Annotated in this window: 17 protein-coding genes; 11 read left to right on the top strand and 6 right to left on the bottom strand. The window is 50.3% G+C overall.

Annotated elements, in window-relative coordinates; translation table 11 throughout:
• Positions 1–29: 29 nt before the first annotated feature.
• From H8S75_RS14115 to H8S75_RS14095, 5 genes are all read left to right on the top strand, one after another.
• On the top strand, positions 30–1,373 hold the full coding sequence (locus H8S75_RS14115) for a cupin domain-containing protein (protein WP_187022168.1): 1,344 nt from the start codon (positions 30–32) through the stop codon (positions 1,371–1,373).
• On the top strand, positions 1,370–2,308 hold the full coding sequence (locus tag H8S75_RS14110) for a sugar phosphate isomerase/epimerase family protein (protein WP_187022167.1): 939 nt from the start codon (positions 1,370–1,372) through the stop codon (positions 2,306–2,308). The genes H8S75_RS14115 and H8S75_RS14110 overlap by 4 nt, the downstream gene beginning before the upstream one ends.
• Positions 2,296–3,444, top strand: coding sequence for a Gfo/Idh/MocA family protein (locus tag H8S75_RS14105; protein WP_187022166.1), 1,149 nt, complete (start codon positions 2,296–2,298; stop codon positions 3,442–3,444). The genes H8S75_RS14110 and H8S75_RS14105 overlap by 13 nt, the downstream gene beginning before the upstream one ends.
• 99 nt (positions 3,445–3,543) lie before the next feature.
• Complete coding sequence (locus H8S75_RS14100; RefSeq protein ID WP_187022165.1) at positions 3,544–3,888, top strand: phenylpyruvate tautomerase MIF-related protein; 345 nt, start codon at positions 3,544–3,546, stop codon at positions 3,886–3,888.
• Between the two features lie 12 nt (positions 3,889–3,900).
• A complete protein-coding gene (locus tag H8S75_RS14095; protein WP_187022164.1) occupies positions 3,901–4,404 on the top strand; it encodes an NUDIX hydrolase in 504 nt (167 codons plus the stop codon).
• Here H8S75_RS14095 and H8S75_RS14090 read toward each other — a convergent pair.
• Positions 4,399–5,658 (bottom strand): nucleotidyltransferase, encoded by a 1,260-nt coding sequence (locus H8S75_RS14090; protein ID WP_187022163.1) that lies wholly within the window; start codon positions 5,656–5,658, stop codon positions 4,399–4,401. The two genes, H8S75_RS14095 and H8S75_RS14090, sit on opposite strands and share 6 nt — an antisense overlap.
• 167 nt (positions 5,659–5,825) lie before the next feature.
• Here H8S75_RS14090 and pduL point away from each other — a divergent pair, with 167 nt between their 5' ends.
• The 6 genes from pduL to H8S75_RS14060 all read left to right on the top strand — a co-directional run bounded on the left by pduL (position 5,826) and on the right by H8S75_RS14060 (position 10,660).
• Positions 5,826–6,395 carry a phosphate propanoyltransferase gene (gene pduL, locus H8S75_RS14085; RefSeq protein WP_002604252.1) on the top strand — a complete coding sequence of 190 codons (570 nt, stop codon included), beginning with the start codon at positions 5,826–5,828 and terminating at the stop codon, positions 6,393–6,395.
• Positions 6,396–6,416: 21 nt separating this feature from the next.
• Positions 6,417–7,613 (top strand): acetate/propionate family kinase, encoded by a 1,197-nt coding sequence (locus tag H8S75_RS14080; protein ID WP_187022162.1) that lies wholly within the window; start codon positions 6,417–6,419, stop codon positions 7,611–7,613.
• Positions 7,614–7,699: 86 nt separating this feature from the next.
• Entirely contained in the window at positions 7,700–8,227 is a 528-nt protein-coding gene (locus tag H8S75_RS14075; RefSeq protein ID WP_187022161.1) for a YceD family protein, read from the top strand.
• Positions 8,228–8,229: 2 nt separating this feature from the next.
• A complete protein-coding gene (rpmF, locus tag H8S75_RS14070) occupies positions 8,230–8,412 on the top strand; it encodes a 50S ribosomal protein L32 (protein ID WP_002604249.1) in 183 nt (60 codons plus the stop codon).
• A 320-nt stretch (positions 8,413–8,732) separates the two neighbouring features.
• Positions 8,733–10,190, top strand: a complete 1,458-nt coding sequence (locus H8S75_RS14065; RefSeq protein ID WP_187022160.1) for a Y-family DNA polymerase — start codon at positions 8,733–8,735, stop codon at positions 10,188–10,190.
• Between the two features lie 17 nt (positions 10,191–10,207).
• The gene (locus H8S75_RS14060) at positions 10,208–10,660 is read left to right on the top strand and encodes a YolD-like family protein (RefSeq protein WP_187022159.1); all 453 of its coding nucleotides are present in this window, start codon (positions 10,208–10,210) and stop codon (positions 10,658–10,660) included.
• Positions 10,661–10,677: 17 nt separating this feature from the next.
• Here the strand turns inward: H8S75_RS14060 and H8S75_RS14055 are convergent, their stop codons facing one another.
• The 5 genes from H8S75_RS14055 to H8S75_RS14035 form a co-directional block, all read right to left on the bottom strand.
• Positions 10,678–11,424, bottom strand: coding sequence for a hypothetical protein (locus tag H8S75_RS14055; protein ID WP_187022158.1), 747 nt, complete (start codon positions 11,422–11,424; stop codon positions 10,678–10,680).
• Complete coding sequence (locus tag H8S75_RS14050) at positions 11,417–13,606, bottom strand: M1 family aminopeptidase (protein ID WP_187022157.1); 2,190 nt, start codon at positions 13,604–13,606, stop codon at positions 11,417–11,419. The genes H8S75_RS14055 and H8S75_RS14050 overlap by 8 nt, the downstream gene beginning before the upstream one ends.
• Before the next feature lies 1 nt (position 13,607).
• On the bottom strand, positions 13,608–14,468 hold the full coding sequence (locus H8S75_RS14045) for an ABC transporter ATP-binding protein (protein ID WP_187022156.1): 861 nt from the start codon (positions 14,466–14,468) through the stop codon (positions 13,608–13,610).
• A gap of 65 nt (positions 14,469–14,533) precedes the next feature.
• Positions 14,534–16,045 carry a sensor histidine kinase gene (locus tag H8S75_RS14040; protein ID WP_187022155.1) on the bottom strand — a complete coding sequence of 504 codons (1,512 nt, stop codon included), beginning with the start codon at positions 16,043–16,045 and terminating at the stop codon, positions 14,534–14,536.
• On the bottom strand, positions 16,026–16,691 hold the full coding sequence (locus tag H8S75_RS14035) for a response regulator transcription factor (protein ID WP_187022154.1): 666 nt from the start codon (positions 16,689–16,691) through the stop codon (positions 16,026–16,028). Before H8S75_RS14035 ends, H8S75_RS14040 begins: the two co-directional genes overlap by 20 nt.
• Positions 16,692–16,745: the final 54 nt, after the last annotated feature.

Below are 16,745 nucleotides of genomic sequence, written 5' to 3'. Positions count from 1 at the left end.
AGCGGCATGAAAGAAAGGGAAATGAAACGATGTATAAGATTGATATGAGTCCTGCGAGACAGGAAAAAGACCGGAAAGAATTTGCAGGGGACATGCGGGAATCGGCCAGAAATCCGCTGGTTCCCGGGGCAAGAATCATCAGAGGAGGAGCGGCCGTCTCTGTTTATGACAACGAGACTGCCTGCAGAGAATGGAATTATCCTCTGAGCGAAGTGAATGACCTGGGTATCTTTTCCTACATGGAAAAAGAGGATGTGACGGATAACTGTCGGCCATGGGCGGTCCGGATGCATCCGGATATTACGGTTTATTACTATATACTGGAAGGCCGCGGAACCCTGATTCTGGGAAATGCCATGGGTGCGGCGGAGGAGCGTTTTGAATTCGGGGAACTTGAACTCGTCATTGTTCCGCGTGAAGTGCCTTACCGCATGGAAGGAGAATGGAAAGCCATCTGTTTTCATGCCAGGACAAGCGTTTATGGAAGTATGGCCGGTACCGTGCGTTTTCCCCATCCGGTCGTAACGCTTGACCGGCCGGAGAGGCCGGAAGAGGGGGAGGCGGCACATTTAAAGACACCAGGTACATATACGTGTTACAACCAGACAAAGACGATGGAAAGATCCTTTGGAAGAATCCTGGAAGCAGAGGAAATCCATAGGGAACAGACGGAGCCGGAGGCAGTAAACCGGCTGTACCGGGAAATTACCCCGGTGGATCCGCAGACTTCTGTGATGGATAACCGCAAAGAAGCGGAAAAAAATGGATCTGTCCTGGGGGCCAGGGTATTAAAACGAGTGGATGCTCCCCCGGTCTACAATGCCAATGCGGGGCTTAAACAGTCCAGCTATCCCCTCACATGGACCGATGATATTGCCATCTGCAATCTCGCTGAAAAATCAGCGGATTCTGACAGGGACAGGCCGTTTGATTCCCATTCCCATCCGGACATCGAAGAGTACAAGTTTATTCTGTCAGGCTCCGGCAGTGTCACGATCGGTGAAGGGGATGAAACCTGTGAGAGGGAATACTATGAGTTTAAAGCGGGGGATTTAGTGATCTTGCCAAGGGGGCTTGCTCATGCAGATGCCGGAGGCTACACCGCGCTCTACTTCCATGCGAAACAGAGCGTCTTTGGAAAAACACCGGGAGACAGTCTGTATCCCCATATTGCATACGTCTATACAAGGCCGCCGCGCCCCACAAAGGAAGAGGAAGAGGCGCTTAATGATCCGGGAACATTTATCAAGATGAATTCAAGAGAGACTTATAATGTATACTGTCCGAATCCGATTGTAAGAGTAGAGAAAAATCCTACGGATATGACTCATTTAAGGCCGGATTTATTTCCGCATACGGAGGAAAAAAGATGAAGCTGGGATTTGTCAGTGCGATATTAGCGGATTATACGTTTGAGGAGGTTATAGATTTTGCTTCTGAACATGGGTTCTCCTGCGTAGAGCTGGCATGCTGGCCGAAAGGGAACGTCTCCAGACGGTATGCCGGGGTAACGCATATTGACGTGGATAAGCTGGAGGAGCAGAATATTAACGCAGTCAGAGAGTACTGCAGGGAGAAAAAGGTAAGACTCTCTTCTATGGCTTATTATCCCAATCCGCTGGCGGAGAACAGGGAAGAAGCAAAGATTGCCGTCGCCCATCTGGAAAAGGTGATCGAGGCTTCGGCCAGACTGGGCATTTTAATGGTTACGACCTTTATTGGACGAAATCCTTCCAAGTCCCTGTCTGAAAACTTGGCCCTGTTCGAAGAGGTGTGGCGTCCGATCATCCGGTTGGCCGAAGACTGCGGCGTAAAAATTGGAATAGAAAACTGCCCCATGTTATTTACAGAGGATGAATGGCCGGGCGGACAGAATCTGGCGGTATCACCGGCAGTCTGGAGGGAAATGTTCCGGCGGATTGACAGTCCCTGCTTCGGCTTAAATTATGACCCGTCCCATCTGGTGTGGCAGCAGATGGATTATTTAAAACCAATATACGAGTTTCGGGATAAACTGTTTCATGTACATATCAAGGATATAAAAATATGGAAGGACCGCCTGGATGACAACGGCATACTGGCGGCGCCTCTTTCCTATATGACACCGAAACTTCCGGGACTTGGAGATGTGGAATGGGGGCGTTTCCTGTCGGCTCTGACGGATATCCGCTACGACGGAAGTCTCTGTCTTGAAATTGAAGACAAGTCATTTGAGGGATCGAAGGAATCCATCGAAGAAGCGATTCTGTTAAGTAAACGGTATATCAGTCAATTTGTATACGGAGGAAGGGAAGAATGGAGCAGATAAAGATTGGAATTATAGGAGCCGGATTTATCGGAAAACAGCATATCGAGGCAGTGCGGAGAATTCCGGGCCTTACGGTCCTGGCACTCTGTGATACAAATGAAAAAGCGGGCAGAGAAATCGCGCAGAATCTGGGCATCCCTGAGTTTTACAGCGATTACCATGAAATGATGAAGAACCCGGAGCTTGTATCCATACACAACTGCACACCAACCAATATGCATTTCGAGATTAACAGGGCGGCTCTGGAAGCTGGTAAACACATATACTGCGAAAAACCGCTGACAATGACTGTGGAAGAAGCGACGGAACTGATCAGACTGGCAAAGGAAAAGCACGTGTGTACAGGCGTCAATTTTAATTATCGGAACAATGTGATGGTTCACGAGATGAAGGACCGTGTCTGCAGACAGGCCATTGGGAAGGCTTTCATGGTATATGGGGAGTATTTACAGGACTGGCTGCTGTTCGATACGGATTATGACTGGCGGATGAATCCGGAGACCGGAGGAGTAAGCCGCGCAGTTGCCGATATTGGTTCCCATTGCTTTGATACCGCTCAATATGTGCTGGGCAGGCGGATTAAATCCGTATATGCAAATCTGATTCATCTGTATCCGGTCAGGAAAAAAACGGAAGAAGCTGCTGGTACTTTTGAAAAACCGGGACGGAACGGAAGACAGTATACGGAAATAGCCGTGCCTTCTGAAGACGCAGCCTTCGTCATGGCAGAGTTTGAAGACGGAATCCAGGGCCTTTTTTTTATTTCACAGGTATCAGCCGGAAAGAAAAACGGATTGGCCCTTACGGTTAATGGGACAGAAGCTTCTCTCACCTGGCAGCAGGAGCGGGCGGATCATCTGTTCATAGGGGAACGCGAAAACGGAAATGACGATATCTATGCGTCAGTTCAGAATGTCGGGAGCTATGCGGCGCCGTGGATTGCTCTTCCGGCTGGCCATTCTGTTGGCTGGGCTGATGCATTCTGCAATGGCATCACATCGTTTTACGGGCATATAAAGAAGCCGGAGCTGCCGTTTGTGCACGCCGGTTTTGAAGATGGGCGCCAGATCATGAGAGTGGTTGATGCGTGCATTCGAAGCAATGCAGAAAAACGCTGGGTAACAATAGAATCATAGTGCATTGGAACAAAAACCAGGCTGGAATTACGGAAATCTGAATGGCATTTTATCTTTGACTGTGGTATGATAGAGAAAATTATAGGAAGGAGTAAAATTATGCCATTTATTAATTCCAAGGTAAGTGTGCCGCTTACGGACAGTGATAAGGAAACGCTGAAGGGTAAGCTGGGACAGGCAATATCCCTGATTCCGGGAAAATCAGAAAGCTGGCTTATGGTTGGCTTTGAGGACAATTATTCTCTTTATTTCAAGGGGAAGAACGATACGAAACTGGCTTATGTGGAGGTGAAGATTTTCGGCGGAACTACGGATGAAGCTTACGATAAGCTTACGGCCAGACTGTGTCAGATCTATGAGGAGGTGCTGGGGATTCCTCAGGATAAGATTTACATCAAATACGAGGAAGTGGAACACTGGGGCTGGAACGGCGCTAATTTCTAGGAGGAAAAACCTATGGAATTGTGGGATGTTTACGACGAGAACAGGAAACTGACCGGTAAGACACATGAGCGGGGCGTGCCGCTGGGACCTGGAGAGTACCATATTATAGCCGATGTCTGGACCGTGAACCAGAAATCGGAGATACTGCTCACCAGAAGGCACCCGGATAAGCCGTACGGCCTTTTGTGGGAGTGTACCGGAGGATCTGTGCTGACGGGTGAGAACAGCGTGGAAGGGGCGCTCCGTGAGCTCTCAGAGGAGGTTGGAATCCACGCATCAAAGGACGAGCTTCATCTGATCCATTCCATCTGTTTAAAGGAGCGGTTCGTGGATACGTATATTACCCGCCAGAATGTGAATCTGGAAGATTTAGCGCTTCAGACGGAGGAAGTGGTAGATGCGAAGTTTGTCGTATTTGATGAGCTGATGGAGATGTGGCGTCAGGGAATCGTGGTTCCGAAATCCAGATTTCCGCTCTATAAAGATAAGATAGAGAGTTTCATCCGGCCGTCATGACTTCATGACGACCGAATGTGTATATTCATTTTTCAAACGAGTATGATATTTTCCGGAAACGACGGCCTGGTAGAGGTGAGAACAGAACAGATCCTTCTGAAACATCTTCCACGCCGTTCCTTCCAGAAGATTGCCGGCGTCGGCCGTTTTCGTAATGAGAGGGATGGTCCCTCTTTTTTTGATGTCTGAAAGGACCGCGGAAGCACCGCGGTTAAAGCCGAGGACACGGGCGTAAGGCGCATAATCTGCGGCGCGGCCGGCCATAATCTCCTGATCCGTGATGCCGAGCAGAAGATGAAGCAGGGCGCGGCTGATTCTGGTATAGGTGTACTGCCGGGTCTTCAGCGCGCCTATCCGGTCTTCAAAAGAAGAGAAGGAGAGAATCTCCTTCCTGATTCTGGCCGCTAAGTCATCCGAGACATCGAGATACTGCTCAAAGGGATCCGATGCCGCCGTCATGCGCAGCAGCGCCGTATTAAGCAGCGTCGAGAAATCATTTAAAAAGACTGGATAAGCCTGTTCCAGGAAGTGCCCGGCAAATGAAGGCATACCCTGGAGAACGGAGGTGGGAAGCCCCTCGCCGCTGTTTGATGCGTTTGCTTCCAGCTCTTTTCGAATCGCAGAGGCGGAGCAGAAGACGTTGGAAAATCCGGTGTCGTGATATCCGCTTCCCTGACGCAGGACCGTGATGGGCCGGATGGGGCTTTTTCGTCTTATGAGGGCCTTTGCATATTCGATTCCCAATATGTTGTTGGGAGAATCCAGGAGCTCTTTATCGAAGTCGCCGGTTAAAGAGAGTGCGTGCGCCCGAGCCTGGGGCCAGGTGAAGCCTTTTTTAAGCTGTTCCTTCAGTGCCGCCGTATAAAGGTCCGGTTCTGAGGCTAAAATAGAAGCAGCACGGGAAATTTCTTCCATATTGCCGCATTCGCTTCCAAAACAGACGGAACCGACAACGCCCAAGCGGTCCAGGAGCGCGATCCCACAGGCAGCGAAATCTTCCGCACTGCTGGCGGCGAAGATGGACGGCATCTCCAATACAAGATCGGCACCGGCTTCCAGGGCCATGGCTGTTCTTGTGTATTTGTCGAAAATCGCCGGGGCGCCTCTCTGAACAAAGTCACCGCTCATGACGGCGACACAGTATTTAGCGCCGGCCAGTTCTTTGGCTTTTTGTATGTGCCAGGCATGTCCCTTGTGGAGCGGATTGTATTCCGCTATAATGCCGACGATGTAAGCATTTTCATTTTTCGTCATAAATTACGTCCTTTTTTTGCTGTTTTCCACTCTATTATGCAATTGTTTCATAAAAAATGCAAATTATTTCGAGACAGCACTTGAAAATTTTAATCAAAGCACATAGAATAGAAGCAGAATTGTAATATTCATTCATATTATTAAAAAGAACAGGAGAGAATATAGGTATGAAATTCTTGGTAGAAACGTCAGCGCGTCATGTACATTTAACTCAGGAACATCTTGAGATTTTATTTGGTAAGGGATATGAACTCACAAGAAAGAAAGATTTATCCCAGCCAGGACAGTATGCATGCGAAGAGAGAGTTACCATTGTAGGTTCCAAAAAAGAATTAGCCGGCGTATCCATCTTAGGACCGGTCAGAAAGGCAACTCAGGTAGAGCTTTCTTTAACGGATGCCCGTGCCATTGGCGTAGCGGCACCGATTAAGGAATCCGGAGACATCGCTGGAAGCGGAGCATGTAAGATCGTCGGACCATGCGGAGAGATTGAGATCGCAGAGGGCGTAATCGCTGCAAAGCGTCATATACATGCAACCAACGCAGATGCCGAGGCACTGGGCGTTAAGAACGGCGATATTGTCTCCGTTAAGGTTGATACAGACGGCAGAAGCCTTGTATTCGGCGACGTAGTAGTTCGTGTAAGCGACAGCTATGCGCTGGCTATGCATATTGACACGGATGAATCCAATGCCGCTGCCTGTGGCAGAGAACAGTACGGCGAAATCGTAAAATAATAAAAGGAGAAATACTGTAAAATGAAGATTTTAGTTATCAACTGTGGAAGTTCTTCCTTAAAATATCAGTTAATCGATATGGAGAACGAAGAGGTTTTAGCAAAAGGATTGTGTGAAAGAATCGGTATCGAAGGCTCCAATTTATCCCACAAGGCAGCAGGCAAGGAAGAACTGGAAGTTAAAAAAGAGATGCCGAATCACACGGTAGCGATCAAAATGGTCATGGACGCTCTGGTAGATCCGGAATACGGCGTGATCAAGGATACCAGCGAAATCTCTGCAGTCGGACACCGCGTACTGCACGCAGGGACTGTCTACAGCGACTCCATCGTTGTTAATGAGGATGTAAAGAAAGTAATCCGCGACTGCTTCGATTTAGGACCTCTTCACAATCCTGCAAACTTAATGGGAATTGAAGCGTGTGAGGAAGCGATGCCGGGAACACCGAACGTAGCCGTATTCGATACTGCATTTGGTATGAAGATGCCGGAGAAGGCAAGCTTATATGCGATTCCTTACGAATATTATGAGAAGTACAGCATTCGCCGTTACGGCTTCCACGGGACAAGCCACAGCTACGTATCCAAGGAAGCGATCAAGTACTGTGAATTAGACCCTGAGACAGCAAAAGTTATTGTCTGCCATTTAGGAAACGGCGCCAGCGTATCTGCTTCCATCGGCGGCAAGTGCGTTGATACCAGCATGGGCTTAACTCCGTTAGAGGGCCTGATCATGGGTACCAGAAGCGGTGATATCGATCCGGCTGTCGTACAGTTTATCTGCAACAAAGAGGGCAAGGATGTCAATGAAGTCCTGAATATCCTGAATAAGAAATCCGGTATTCTCGGAATGTCTGGCGGCGTATCCAGTGATTTCAGAGATGTTCAGAAGGCACAGGGCGAAGGAAACCATAAGGCAGATGTTGCGATCCAGGCATTCATCTACCGTGTGGCTAAATACATCGGCGCATATGTAGCTGCTATGAACGGCGTTGACGCCATCGTATTTACCGCTGGTGTCGGTGAAAACGATAAGCCGATCAGAGGCGCTGTGTGCGAATATTTAGGATATCTCGGCATCGAGATCGATCCTGAAATCAACAAGGCAAGAGGAAAGAGAGTGACCATTTCCACTCCGGAATCCAAGGTAAAGGTATGCGTAATCCCGACCAACGAGGAGCTGTCCATCGCCAGAGAAACCTTAGCTCTTGTGAAATAACTGGTTGTTTAATATTGGAAATATTATGTTGACAAATGATGCGCGCCTGTGTATAATAGCATAGGTGCGTATTAATGGAGATTAATATGCTTATTAATTTGTCAGAGTTGTTTACCCTGGAAGGGAAAGAGAAAACTTATACACCCGATATTGAAATGGACATCTATCATTGCCCTAACGGCGATTATGAGGTGGCCTCCAAGGATAAGGTGGTTCTGCGAATTATGAATCTGGGAAACCGGAAGCTGGAAATTGAGGGGAAGGCAAAGCTTACTCTGAAAGTTCCGTGTGACCGCTGCCTCGATCCGGTGGAAGTACCGTTGGAATTTGATATTATCCGCACTCTGGATTTGAATGAATCCGAGGAAGAGCGTGTAGAAGATCTCGATGAACAACCATATTTAAGTGGTTATAATCTGGATGTGGACCAGTTGGTTTGTGATGAACTCATACTGAATCTGCCTATGAAGGTTCTCTGCAGTGAAGACTGTAAGGGGATTTGTAATAGATGTGGAACAAATCTCAACCATGAGACTTGCGACTGCGATACAAGGTCTTTGGACCCCAGAATGGCGGTCATCCAGGATATTTTTAAACAGTTTAAGGAGGTGTAACCATGTCTATCTGTCCAAAGAACAAATCTTCTAAAGCTAGAAGAGACAAACGTAGAGCAAACTGGAAGATGAGTGCTCCGAACTTAGTTAAGTGCAGCAAGTGCGGCGAACTTATGATGCCTCACAGAGTTTGCAAGGCTTGCGGTTCTTATAACAAGAAAGAAATCATCAGCGTTGAAGACTAATTTTCAACAATCTCTATGACATGAACATGAAGTGCAATGAAGACCCCCGGAGGATTTCCTCCGGGGGTTTTTGTTTGTGGATTTGTATTATTGTTACGCTGTCGGTTATGATCGGACGGTACTCTGGTTATAAGCTGCAGACAGAAACAGGGGAGAACTTAACCGATATGGAAGGCCGCCAGCTCACTTGTCTCCGATGGAAGTTACAGAATCGATTGCAGTACTATTTTTTCCCAACTATCATTTCACTGGATATTTTTCAGCAATTGTGGTATTCTATTCTTAACAAGAACATATGTTTGTATTGGAGGCATCCAGCTATGAAAACATCTGAAAATCGAATCTATGCGGCCATCGACTTAAAGTCGTTTTACGCCTCTGTGGAATGCATCGAACGCGGGCTTGATCCGCTGACCACCAACCTTGTCGTGGCAGATGCAAGCCGGACGAGCAAGACGATCTGTCTCGCGGTTTCCCCGGCGCTCAAGTCCTATGGTATTCCGGGGCGTGCCAGATTGTTTGAGGTGATTCAGAAGGTGAAAGAGGCGGATCCGGCCCATTCCATCGACTATATCGTAGCACCACCCCGCATGGCGCTGTATATGGAATACAGTACAAGGATTTATAATATTTATCTGCGCTACATTGCGCCGGAAGATATCCACGTTTATTCCATAGATGAGGTGTTCGTGGATATGACCGACTATCTGCATACCTACAGGCTTACAGCCCGTGAGCTTGTCAGAAGGATGATCATGGATGTGTTAAAGGAGACTGGTATTACGGCCACGGCAGGCATAGGGACGAACCTGTACTTAGGGAAAGTCGCCATGGATATCGTAGCCAAACACATCGCGCCGGATGAGAATGGGGTCAGAATCGCGGAACTGGATGAGGATTCCTACCGCCGCATATTATGGACACACAGACCGCTTATGGATTTTTGGCGAGTGGGGCGTGGGTATGCAAGGAAGCTGGAGGCCGCCGGTTTGTATACCATGGGGGACATTGCCAGATGCTCCCTGGGGAAGCCGACGGATTACCATAATGAGGAGCTGCTCTACAAGCTGTTCGGCATCAACGCAGAGCTTCTCATAGACCATGCGTGGGGCTGGGAGCCCTGTACGATGGCAGACGTGAAGGCTTATAAACCGGAGACGAACAGCACCGGCGCCGGCCAGGTGCTGCAGTGTCCCTACGACTATGCGAAGGCGAGACTGATCGTCCAGGAGATGACAGATCTGCTGGTGCTGGATTTGGTTGATAAGGGCCTTGTAACAGATCAGGTGGTGCTGACTGTGGGCTACGATATTGAGAATCTGACGAGGCCTGAGATCAGTAAAAAGTATAAGGGAGCTGTCACCACAGACCACTACGGCCGCAGGGTTCCGAAACACGCACATGGAACGGTGAATCTAAACCGGCAGACTTCTTCCACAAAACTGATCATGGATGCCGCCATGGATATGTTCGACAGGATCGTTGATCAGGATCTGCTGGTCCGCAGGATTTACATTACCGTGAATCATGTGGTGGAGGAAAGCAGCATTTCAAGGCAGGAGAGCTTTGAACAGATGGATCTGTTTACCGATTACGAGGCTCTTCAAAAGCAGAGGGAGCGGGAAGAGCAGGAGCTGGAACGGGAAAGACAGCTTCAGAAGGCTGTCCTGGATATTAAGAAGAAATTCGGGAAAAATGCCCTCTTAAAAGGTATGAACCTCGAAGAGGGGGCCATGACAATCGAACGCAACCACCAGATCGGCGGTCATAAGGCATAATTATACAGGAGGTATCCATGCAGAGAGAGACGGATCGACCAGATCGCTATGACGACATCATTCATTTGCCCCATCATGTTTCCACTATACATCCCAGCATGGCGGTATCTGACCGCGCGGCGCAGTTTTCTCCGTTTGCGGCCCTGACCGGCCATGATGCGGCCATTCAGGAAACGGCGCGGCTGACTGACCAGAAGATTGAACTTGATGAAAACGGCAAGGAGATTTTGAATGATAAACTGCTGCTGTTGATAGAAAAAATAAAGGAACAGCCAGCCGTAACGGTCATCTTTTTCGTTGCAGACGAGCGAAAAGCCGGCGGTTCCTATGTCACTGTCCATGGCCGTGTCAGGAAAGTGGATCGTTACAGGGAAGTACTGATTTTGCTGGATGGAACGGTAATTCCCCTCGATGATATTATTGAAATAGAGGGCGAGGCGTTATGTCCTGTGGACTTTAGATTTTATTGATAAATTCTATCACCGTTTCAAGCCGACCATGGAACATTCCGTTTATGAATATGAAACAGTTCCGGCCTTTGCATATAAATAAATGCCGCAGCGCCAATGAGAACCATGGCACATTTTCCTGCTACGGACGAGAGCGGCATGGAAAACGCGGGATCCAGGTATTCCAGTGTCAGTGGGTAATGTGAGAAAAGAGCGCCGCTGTAGAGATCGAGGCTTTCGGGAAGCGGGAGAAAGCCTATCCCGAATACCAGTGCCATCAAAGGGAAAAGGAGGGAGGCGTGAATTTGTCCCGCCAGCATACCGATTCCCAGCAGAAGGATCATCGGAGGCAGGACCGCCGTCAGCGCCGGCACCACGTACTCACCGACAGGGACGTCCCCGCCGAATAAGGCCAGCAGGAATCCGATTCCCAGGGTTGCCAGAAGAAGAACCAGCAAAAGCCAGGCCGCGGCCGCAGCGCCGCATTTTATGAGCCGGTAGACACCCGGATTCTGCGCCGCCGTGGTGGTCAGCACAGCTGTGCGGCGAGCCGTATTGCTGCACTGGTTCCACACAAGGAACAGCAGGGCCACACAGAGCAGGGGCAGTAGCTGTGACAGATAGCTGCCAAAACTCCAGGGGGAAAAGGGCGCGGTATGGGCTGTGCCCAGAATCGTTGTGGTATTTAATATCTGCCATCCATACCAGATGGTTACGGCGCCTAAGCCGAGGTAAAATTTGCTGAACACCATACGGCGCAGCTCATATCGGAATATCTTATTCACGTTCCACCTCCCCTTTCTTTAAGCCACAGGCATCTAAAAAATCCTTCAGCGTGATCATATCGGACGATCCAGAGGCCTGCCTGGTGTAGAGTTCGGACCAGATTTCATCAATTTTCTGCGGACCTGCCTTCTCGGCGGCGCGGTAGATCATCAGGGCGTTGCCGTCATACCAGTTAGCGCTGCTTTCGGAGGCCAGAATCTCATTTGAGTAGCGTTTTGGAAGGCGGTCTAAGTATTCCGGATGGCGCTGATAAAAGGACGCGTGCTGATCCTCCATGACAGCCTTCCATTTGTCTGTATAGTTTTCCCGGGCATAGTCTTCGCCCATAATTTCTCTCATAAGACGGTAGGTGGTATAGACGGTGATTCCCTCGTCATTCCAGTCCTCGTCCTCCGGATCATACAGCGTTGCGCCTAAGCCCCACCACTGGTGGATGATTTCATGGGCCAGGACCTCGGCGCTGGCCGGTCCTTTGTCCGGATTGCCCAGATTCTCGTCGCTGAAGTACGTTTCCCCCATGCCGCTGATGCTGCGGTTAGCAAAACCACCGAATTGAAATGCAGTCAGCTGGACGATCTTAAACGGTTTGTCTTCGGTAAAGGAACGGGGACCATAGTGACTGGTGCAGTAGGCGATGGCCTGTTCCATCAGCTCCAGGGCTCCGTTTTCCAGGCGTGACTGGTATTTTTTGCTGTAGTAAAACTGGATAGGCATACCGCTGCCTGTAGCCAGCTCTTTATAGACATAGTCTCCGGCAAACAGCTGGATCCGCTCGGTTCCCTGATCGGTAATGACCCAGCTGACGGTCCCGTCACGATTATCGGAAAGCTGCTTTGGAGAACCGGTAGAGACGGGAGTCATAGCAGCCGGCAGCGTGATGGTTAAGGTGACAGGCGTATCTTCATCCTCCACGGGGGCGCAGCCTGCTACCGTGGGAGCGAGATGGTGGCTTGCAAGATAAATGCCTCTGCTGCTGATGTAGTTTCCGGACAGCTCCCGTTCCTGCGCATTCCAGATGCGGGGCATGCCTCCGTATGTAATCACAAGGCTGATTTCCTCATCCGCAGGCAGCGTACACCGCAGCTCTCTGGAAGCGATATAGTCATTTTTCAGATCCTCGAAAGGAAGCGGCTCCCCATTTGCAGTGATGGAACGGACACGATAGCCACTGTTTAAATTAAAGTAAAGCTCCTGTGGACTGCCGGAATTGTTGCGAATCTGCCAGGAGGCTTCCCCCGATAGAGTCCCCATCAGGAAGCTGTCGATGGTCACGCTCAGGGATGTACTCTCTGTGGTCAGATGTTCATGAAAACGATCGGCTGTCTCCATGGAAATCCAGTCCTCGGGACAGTGGTCTATAAAGGGCTGCCTGTTCCATAAGACAGCACCCAGAAGCAGAAGCAGTATGGAGAAAATAGGGAGTACCGGTCTTTTGATTCTGTGAATCAGGGAACCGGCTGCCCCTTTTCCGTACTGCCGGACACACAGAAGAGAGAGAAGCCAGCCGCCGCCCAGCAGGCACAGCCAGACCAGACGGCTGTAGAACGCGGTGCGCCATACGACAGCGCTCCCGAAGGCGTCGGACAGGGTGGAAACCAGAGGAATATTCCAGTGAGCGAGAAAATACTGGCTGCACCAGCGGCTGCGCGAAAAGATCACAGCGGCCAGCAGTGCAAGAACGCTCACATCCAGCCGTCCGGTTATCTGAATCGCCATGGCAGCAGCCAGAGTCCCCATGACAGGACCTGACAGCAGAAATAAGAGAACGGCCAGCCAGTAATCTGAGAAGGAGAACACGATATTTAATTTCCACATGGTGTACGGAAGGTAGAGAATCCCGACAGCCAGGGACGTCAGGACAGCCAGACTCAACACAGCCAGCAGCCGTATGGCGTGCATCTTCACAGGCGGGATAATCGTCTCTATGAGGGCTGCAGTGCCGCTCCGGGCGGGCTGATCCAGGGCCGCAAGGATCAGCAGGGCGAATAGAAGCGTCCCTGCCATTCCGCCGGTCAGCATCGGATTCGCCAGATAGAGCGCGCCCATGGAATCTCCGAAGGTAGGATGATAAAAGGAATAGCCGGCAATTGGGGCCAGCGCGGTCAGTGCGGCGGCCAGCCAGGCCAGACGGTTCCGCATGAGACGGCCGAATTCCACACGAAAGAGTGAGGATGCATTCATATTATTGCCCCTCCTTTGTGATGAGGTAGAGATAAGCGTCCTCCAGTGTGGGTTCTGCCGCCTCGGCCTCCGGTGGAAGAGTCTTTGCCACGCCGCGGCAGAGCACACCCTTTGCCGTATTGATCCGGGAGGTGATGTGAAGGCCAGAATCTCTGCGTATACTGGCAGCGCAGGGAAACACGCCCACATGCCCGGAAGCCTGACGGATCAGCTCCTCGGGAGTACCTGTGAAAAGGATACGGCCATGGTCGATGATGATGAGACGGTTGCACACAGACTGTACATCGTCGATGATATGAGTGGACAACAGCACCAGTTTGTTCTGCGCCGTTTCTGAAAATAAGTTCCGAAAACGAATACGTTCCTCGGGATCCAGGCCTACGGTAGGCTCATCGAATATCAGGAATTCAGGCATTCCCAACAGAGCCTGTGCGATTCCTACCCGCTGGCGCTGTCCGCCGGACAGAGTCCGTATACGGGTTTTGCGCAGTTCCTTTAAGCCAGTGGCAGCGAGCGCCTCGTCAATAGCGGCTCTGCTGTCAGAACAGCCCTTGAGAGCAGCCATATAGTCCAGAAACTGCCAGACCGTAAGCTCGTCGTAAAGTCCGAAATGCTGGGGCAGGCAGCCGAGTTTTGCCTTTAAAGCTTGTTCACATTTCACCAGGGGCTCGCCGTCAACGGTTATATCTCCTGAGGACGGCAGAAGCCCTGCGACCAGCAGCTTCATCAGCGTTGATTTTCCGGCGCCGTTGGGGCCGAGAAGGCCAATGAGGCTTGGACTTTCCATCGTCAGGCTGATATCGTGAAGCGCCTGCTTTCCTGTTGGATAGATCATGTTTACATGTTCAATAGTGATCCGCATATTGTTTTTCCTCCTGCGTTTATTCCCATTGATTATAAATGATCCATTTGGAGGTGAGGTGGATTTTATGTGTAGTTTTCATGGAGACTGTCGATTTTTTGATAACTGAAATTCACCGTCACCCGGACTCCGATTCCGGTATTCATGACCGTGCACACGGCCTCATGACGGTCCAGAATCATCCTGGCAAGATAGAGCCCGAGACCGCTGCCTCCGGTTTCACGGCTACGGGATGCTTCTACCCGGTAAAAGGGTTCAAAGAGGCGGGGGAGTGATTCTGGTGGGATGTGGACTCCGCTGTTCTCTATGTCCAGGATAAACCCCGTGTCCTTTTCGGAGAGAGTGACTGAAATAAGAGCCGCGTCCGGTGAGTATTTCAGCGCATTGGTCAGCAGGTTGGATATGGCGCAGCTCAACAGGACCCGGTCTCCCTGGATCACGGCTTTTGGCGGTAAAGAGACGGATATCTGTTGTTCTTTCAACTGTGCGAAATCTTCGGCCAGGTCAAGCTGTTCCTGAATCAGTTCCGTCAAGCTGACCGGATCGCTGCGGACAGCGGAGTCGTCCTGTTCCATACGGAAAATCGTCAGCATTTCCTGAATCAGCTTCTCCATGCGGCCGGTTACAGCGAGAGAACGGGCCAGATATTTATCCCGGTCCTGATAGATGTCCACCCCGGCCAGCATACCGGAAAGCTGTCCTTTCAGGACTGTAATCGGTGTTTTCAGTTCGTGGGAAGCGGCGGCAAAAAAGGCGGACCGGCGGCGTTCCATCTCGCGTTCGCGGTCGATGTCCTGCTGAAGAGAATCGTTCGCGTCCCGGAGTTCGGACAATGCCTCTCTGAGATGGTCGGAGAGTTCATTTAAATTTCTGCCAAGCATACCGATTTCATCTTTTCGTGTCTCCGGACATTTCCAGTCGAAATCGAGGGACGCCAGCTTTCGGGAGATAACGCTGAGCCTGACAATGGGCCGGGTGATGCAGCGGGAGTAAAAAAGAGCCCCCAGCAGGGAAATGACAAGCATGATCAGAATAAGACAGGGCAGCACGCGCCGCATGGCCTCGGAGGTCTCATTGACAGCGGAAACGCGGATAACGACGCTTAAATCATACGGCTTGCCGCTTCCCTTAAACGTTACGGCCGCATTCCAGTCTGTACTCGTATATTCCACTTCCGAGGAATCGGCAAAGACTGCGGTAGCAGTGGAACGGCATGTGGATACGGAAGAGCCATCGTCTTCTATGATGACTGAATCCACAGCATCCTCCTCCGGTGCATTGCCGGGCAGGAGGGACGTTTCTCCGTCCCTGGCCGTAATCCGAATCTCCGCGTTGTTCTCCTTCTCAAAACGGGAGATCAGCGGACCGCTTTCCTCAAAGGGCGTTTCCGCCAAATCACTGATCAGCCGGTCCACCTTTTCGTTTAAATTATCGGCAATGATGGAGCGGTAGGATATCGGCGTCGCCCATGCGAGGAAGAGATAGGTTACACTGCTGGATATGAGCAGAATCATGATCGTCATCAAGAAAATGCGCGCAGTCAGACTTGTCCGGATATCAATGAATCTTTTCAACACGGTATCCCACCCCCCTTACCGTTTCAATATAGTCACGGTTCAGCTTCTTTCGCAGATTTTTGATATGGCTGTCCACGATGCGCTCATCACCGATAAAATCGTAATTCCACAGTTGTCCCAACAGCACAGAACGGGTCAGAACGCGCCCCTGATTCTGTAAAAGCTCTTTTAAAAGTTCAAATTCCCGGGTGGTCAGATCGAGCAATACTCCATCTACGGTTACCCGGTACGCGTCTAAGTCCATGACGATGTCACGGTAGATGAGCTGACGGCTTTCTGCATCAGACCCGGTCCGGCGCAGGACCGCGGCAATTTTTCTCAAAAGTATGGGCATGGAAAATGGTTTTGTCACGTAGTCATCGATCTGCAGATCGAATCCGCGGATCTGGTTTTCCTCTGTATCCAGAGCCGTCACCATGATGACCGGCACATCAGATTCCCTGCGGATGAGCTCGCATACGCCGTAGCCGTCGATCTTGGGAAGCATTAAGTCCAGCAGGATCAAATCCCAGCTTTCCCGGTGGAAACAGTCCATCGCCTGGATTCCGTCACTGGCCGCAGACACGCTGTAACCGGCATCACGCAGATATGCACAAAGCATTTCCTGAATATCGGGTTCGTCTTCAATAACTAAAATTCGTTTCATAGGTTACTCCTCCTGTAAGCCAGTATATCATGGCTCTTTGAATTTTGCGTGGAG

Source organism: Hungatella hominis, from assembly GCF_014288005.1.
GTDB classification, from domain to species: domain Bacteria; phylum Bacillota; class Clostridia; order Lachnospirales; family Lachnospiraceae; genus Hungatella; species Hungatella effluvii.
The sequence above is the reverse complement of the archived record's forward strand: the minus strand, read 5'-3'. Positions and strand labels throughout refer to the sequence as shown.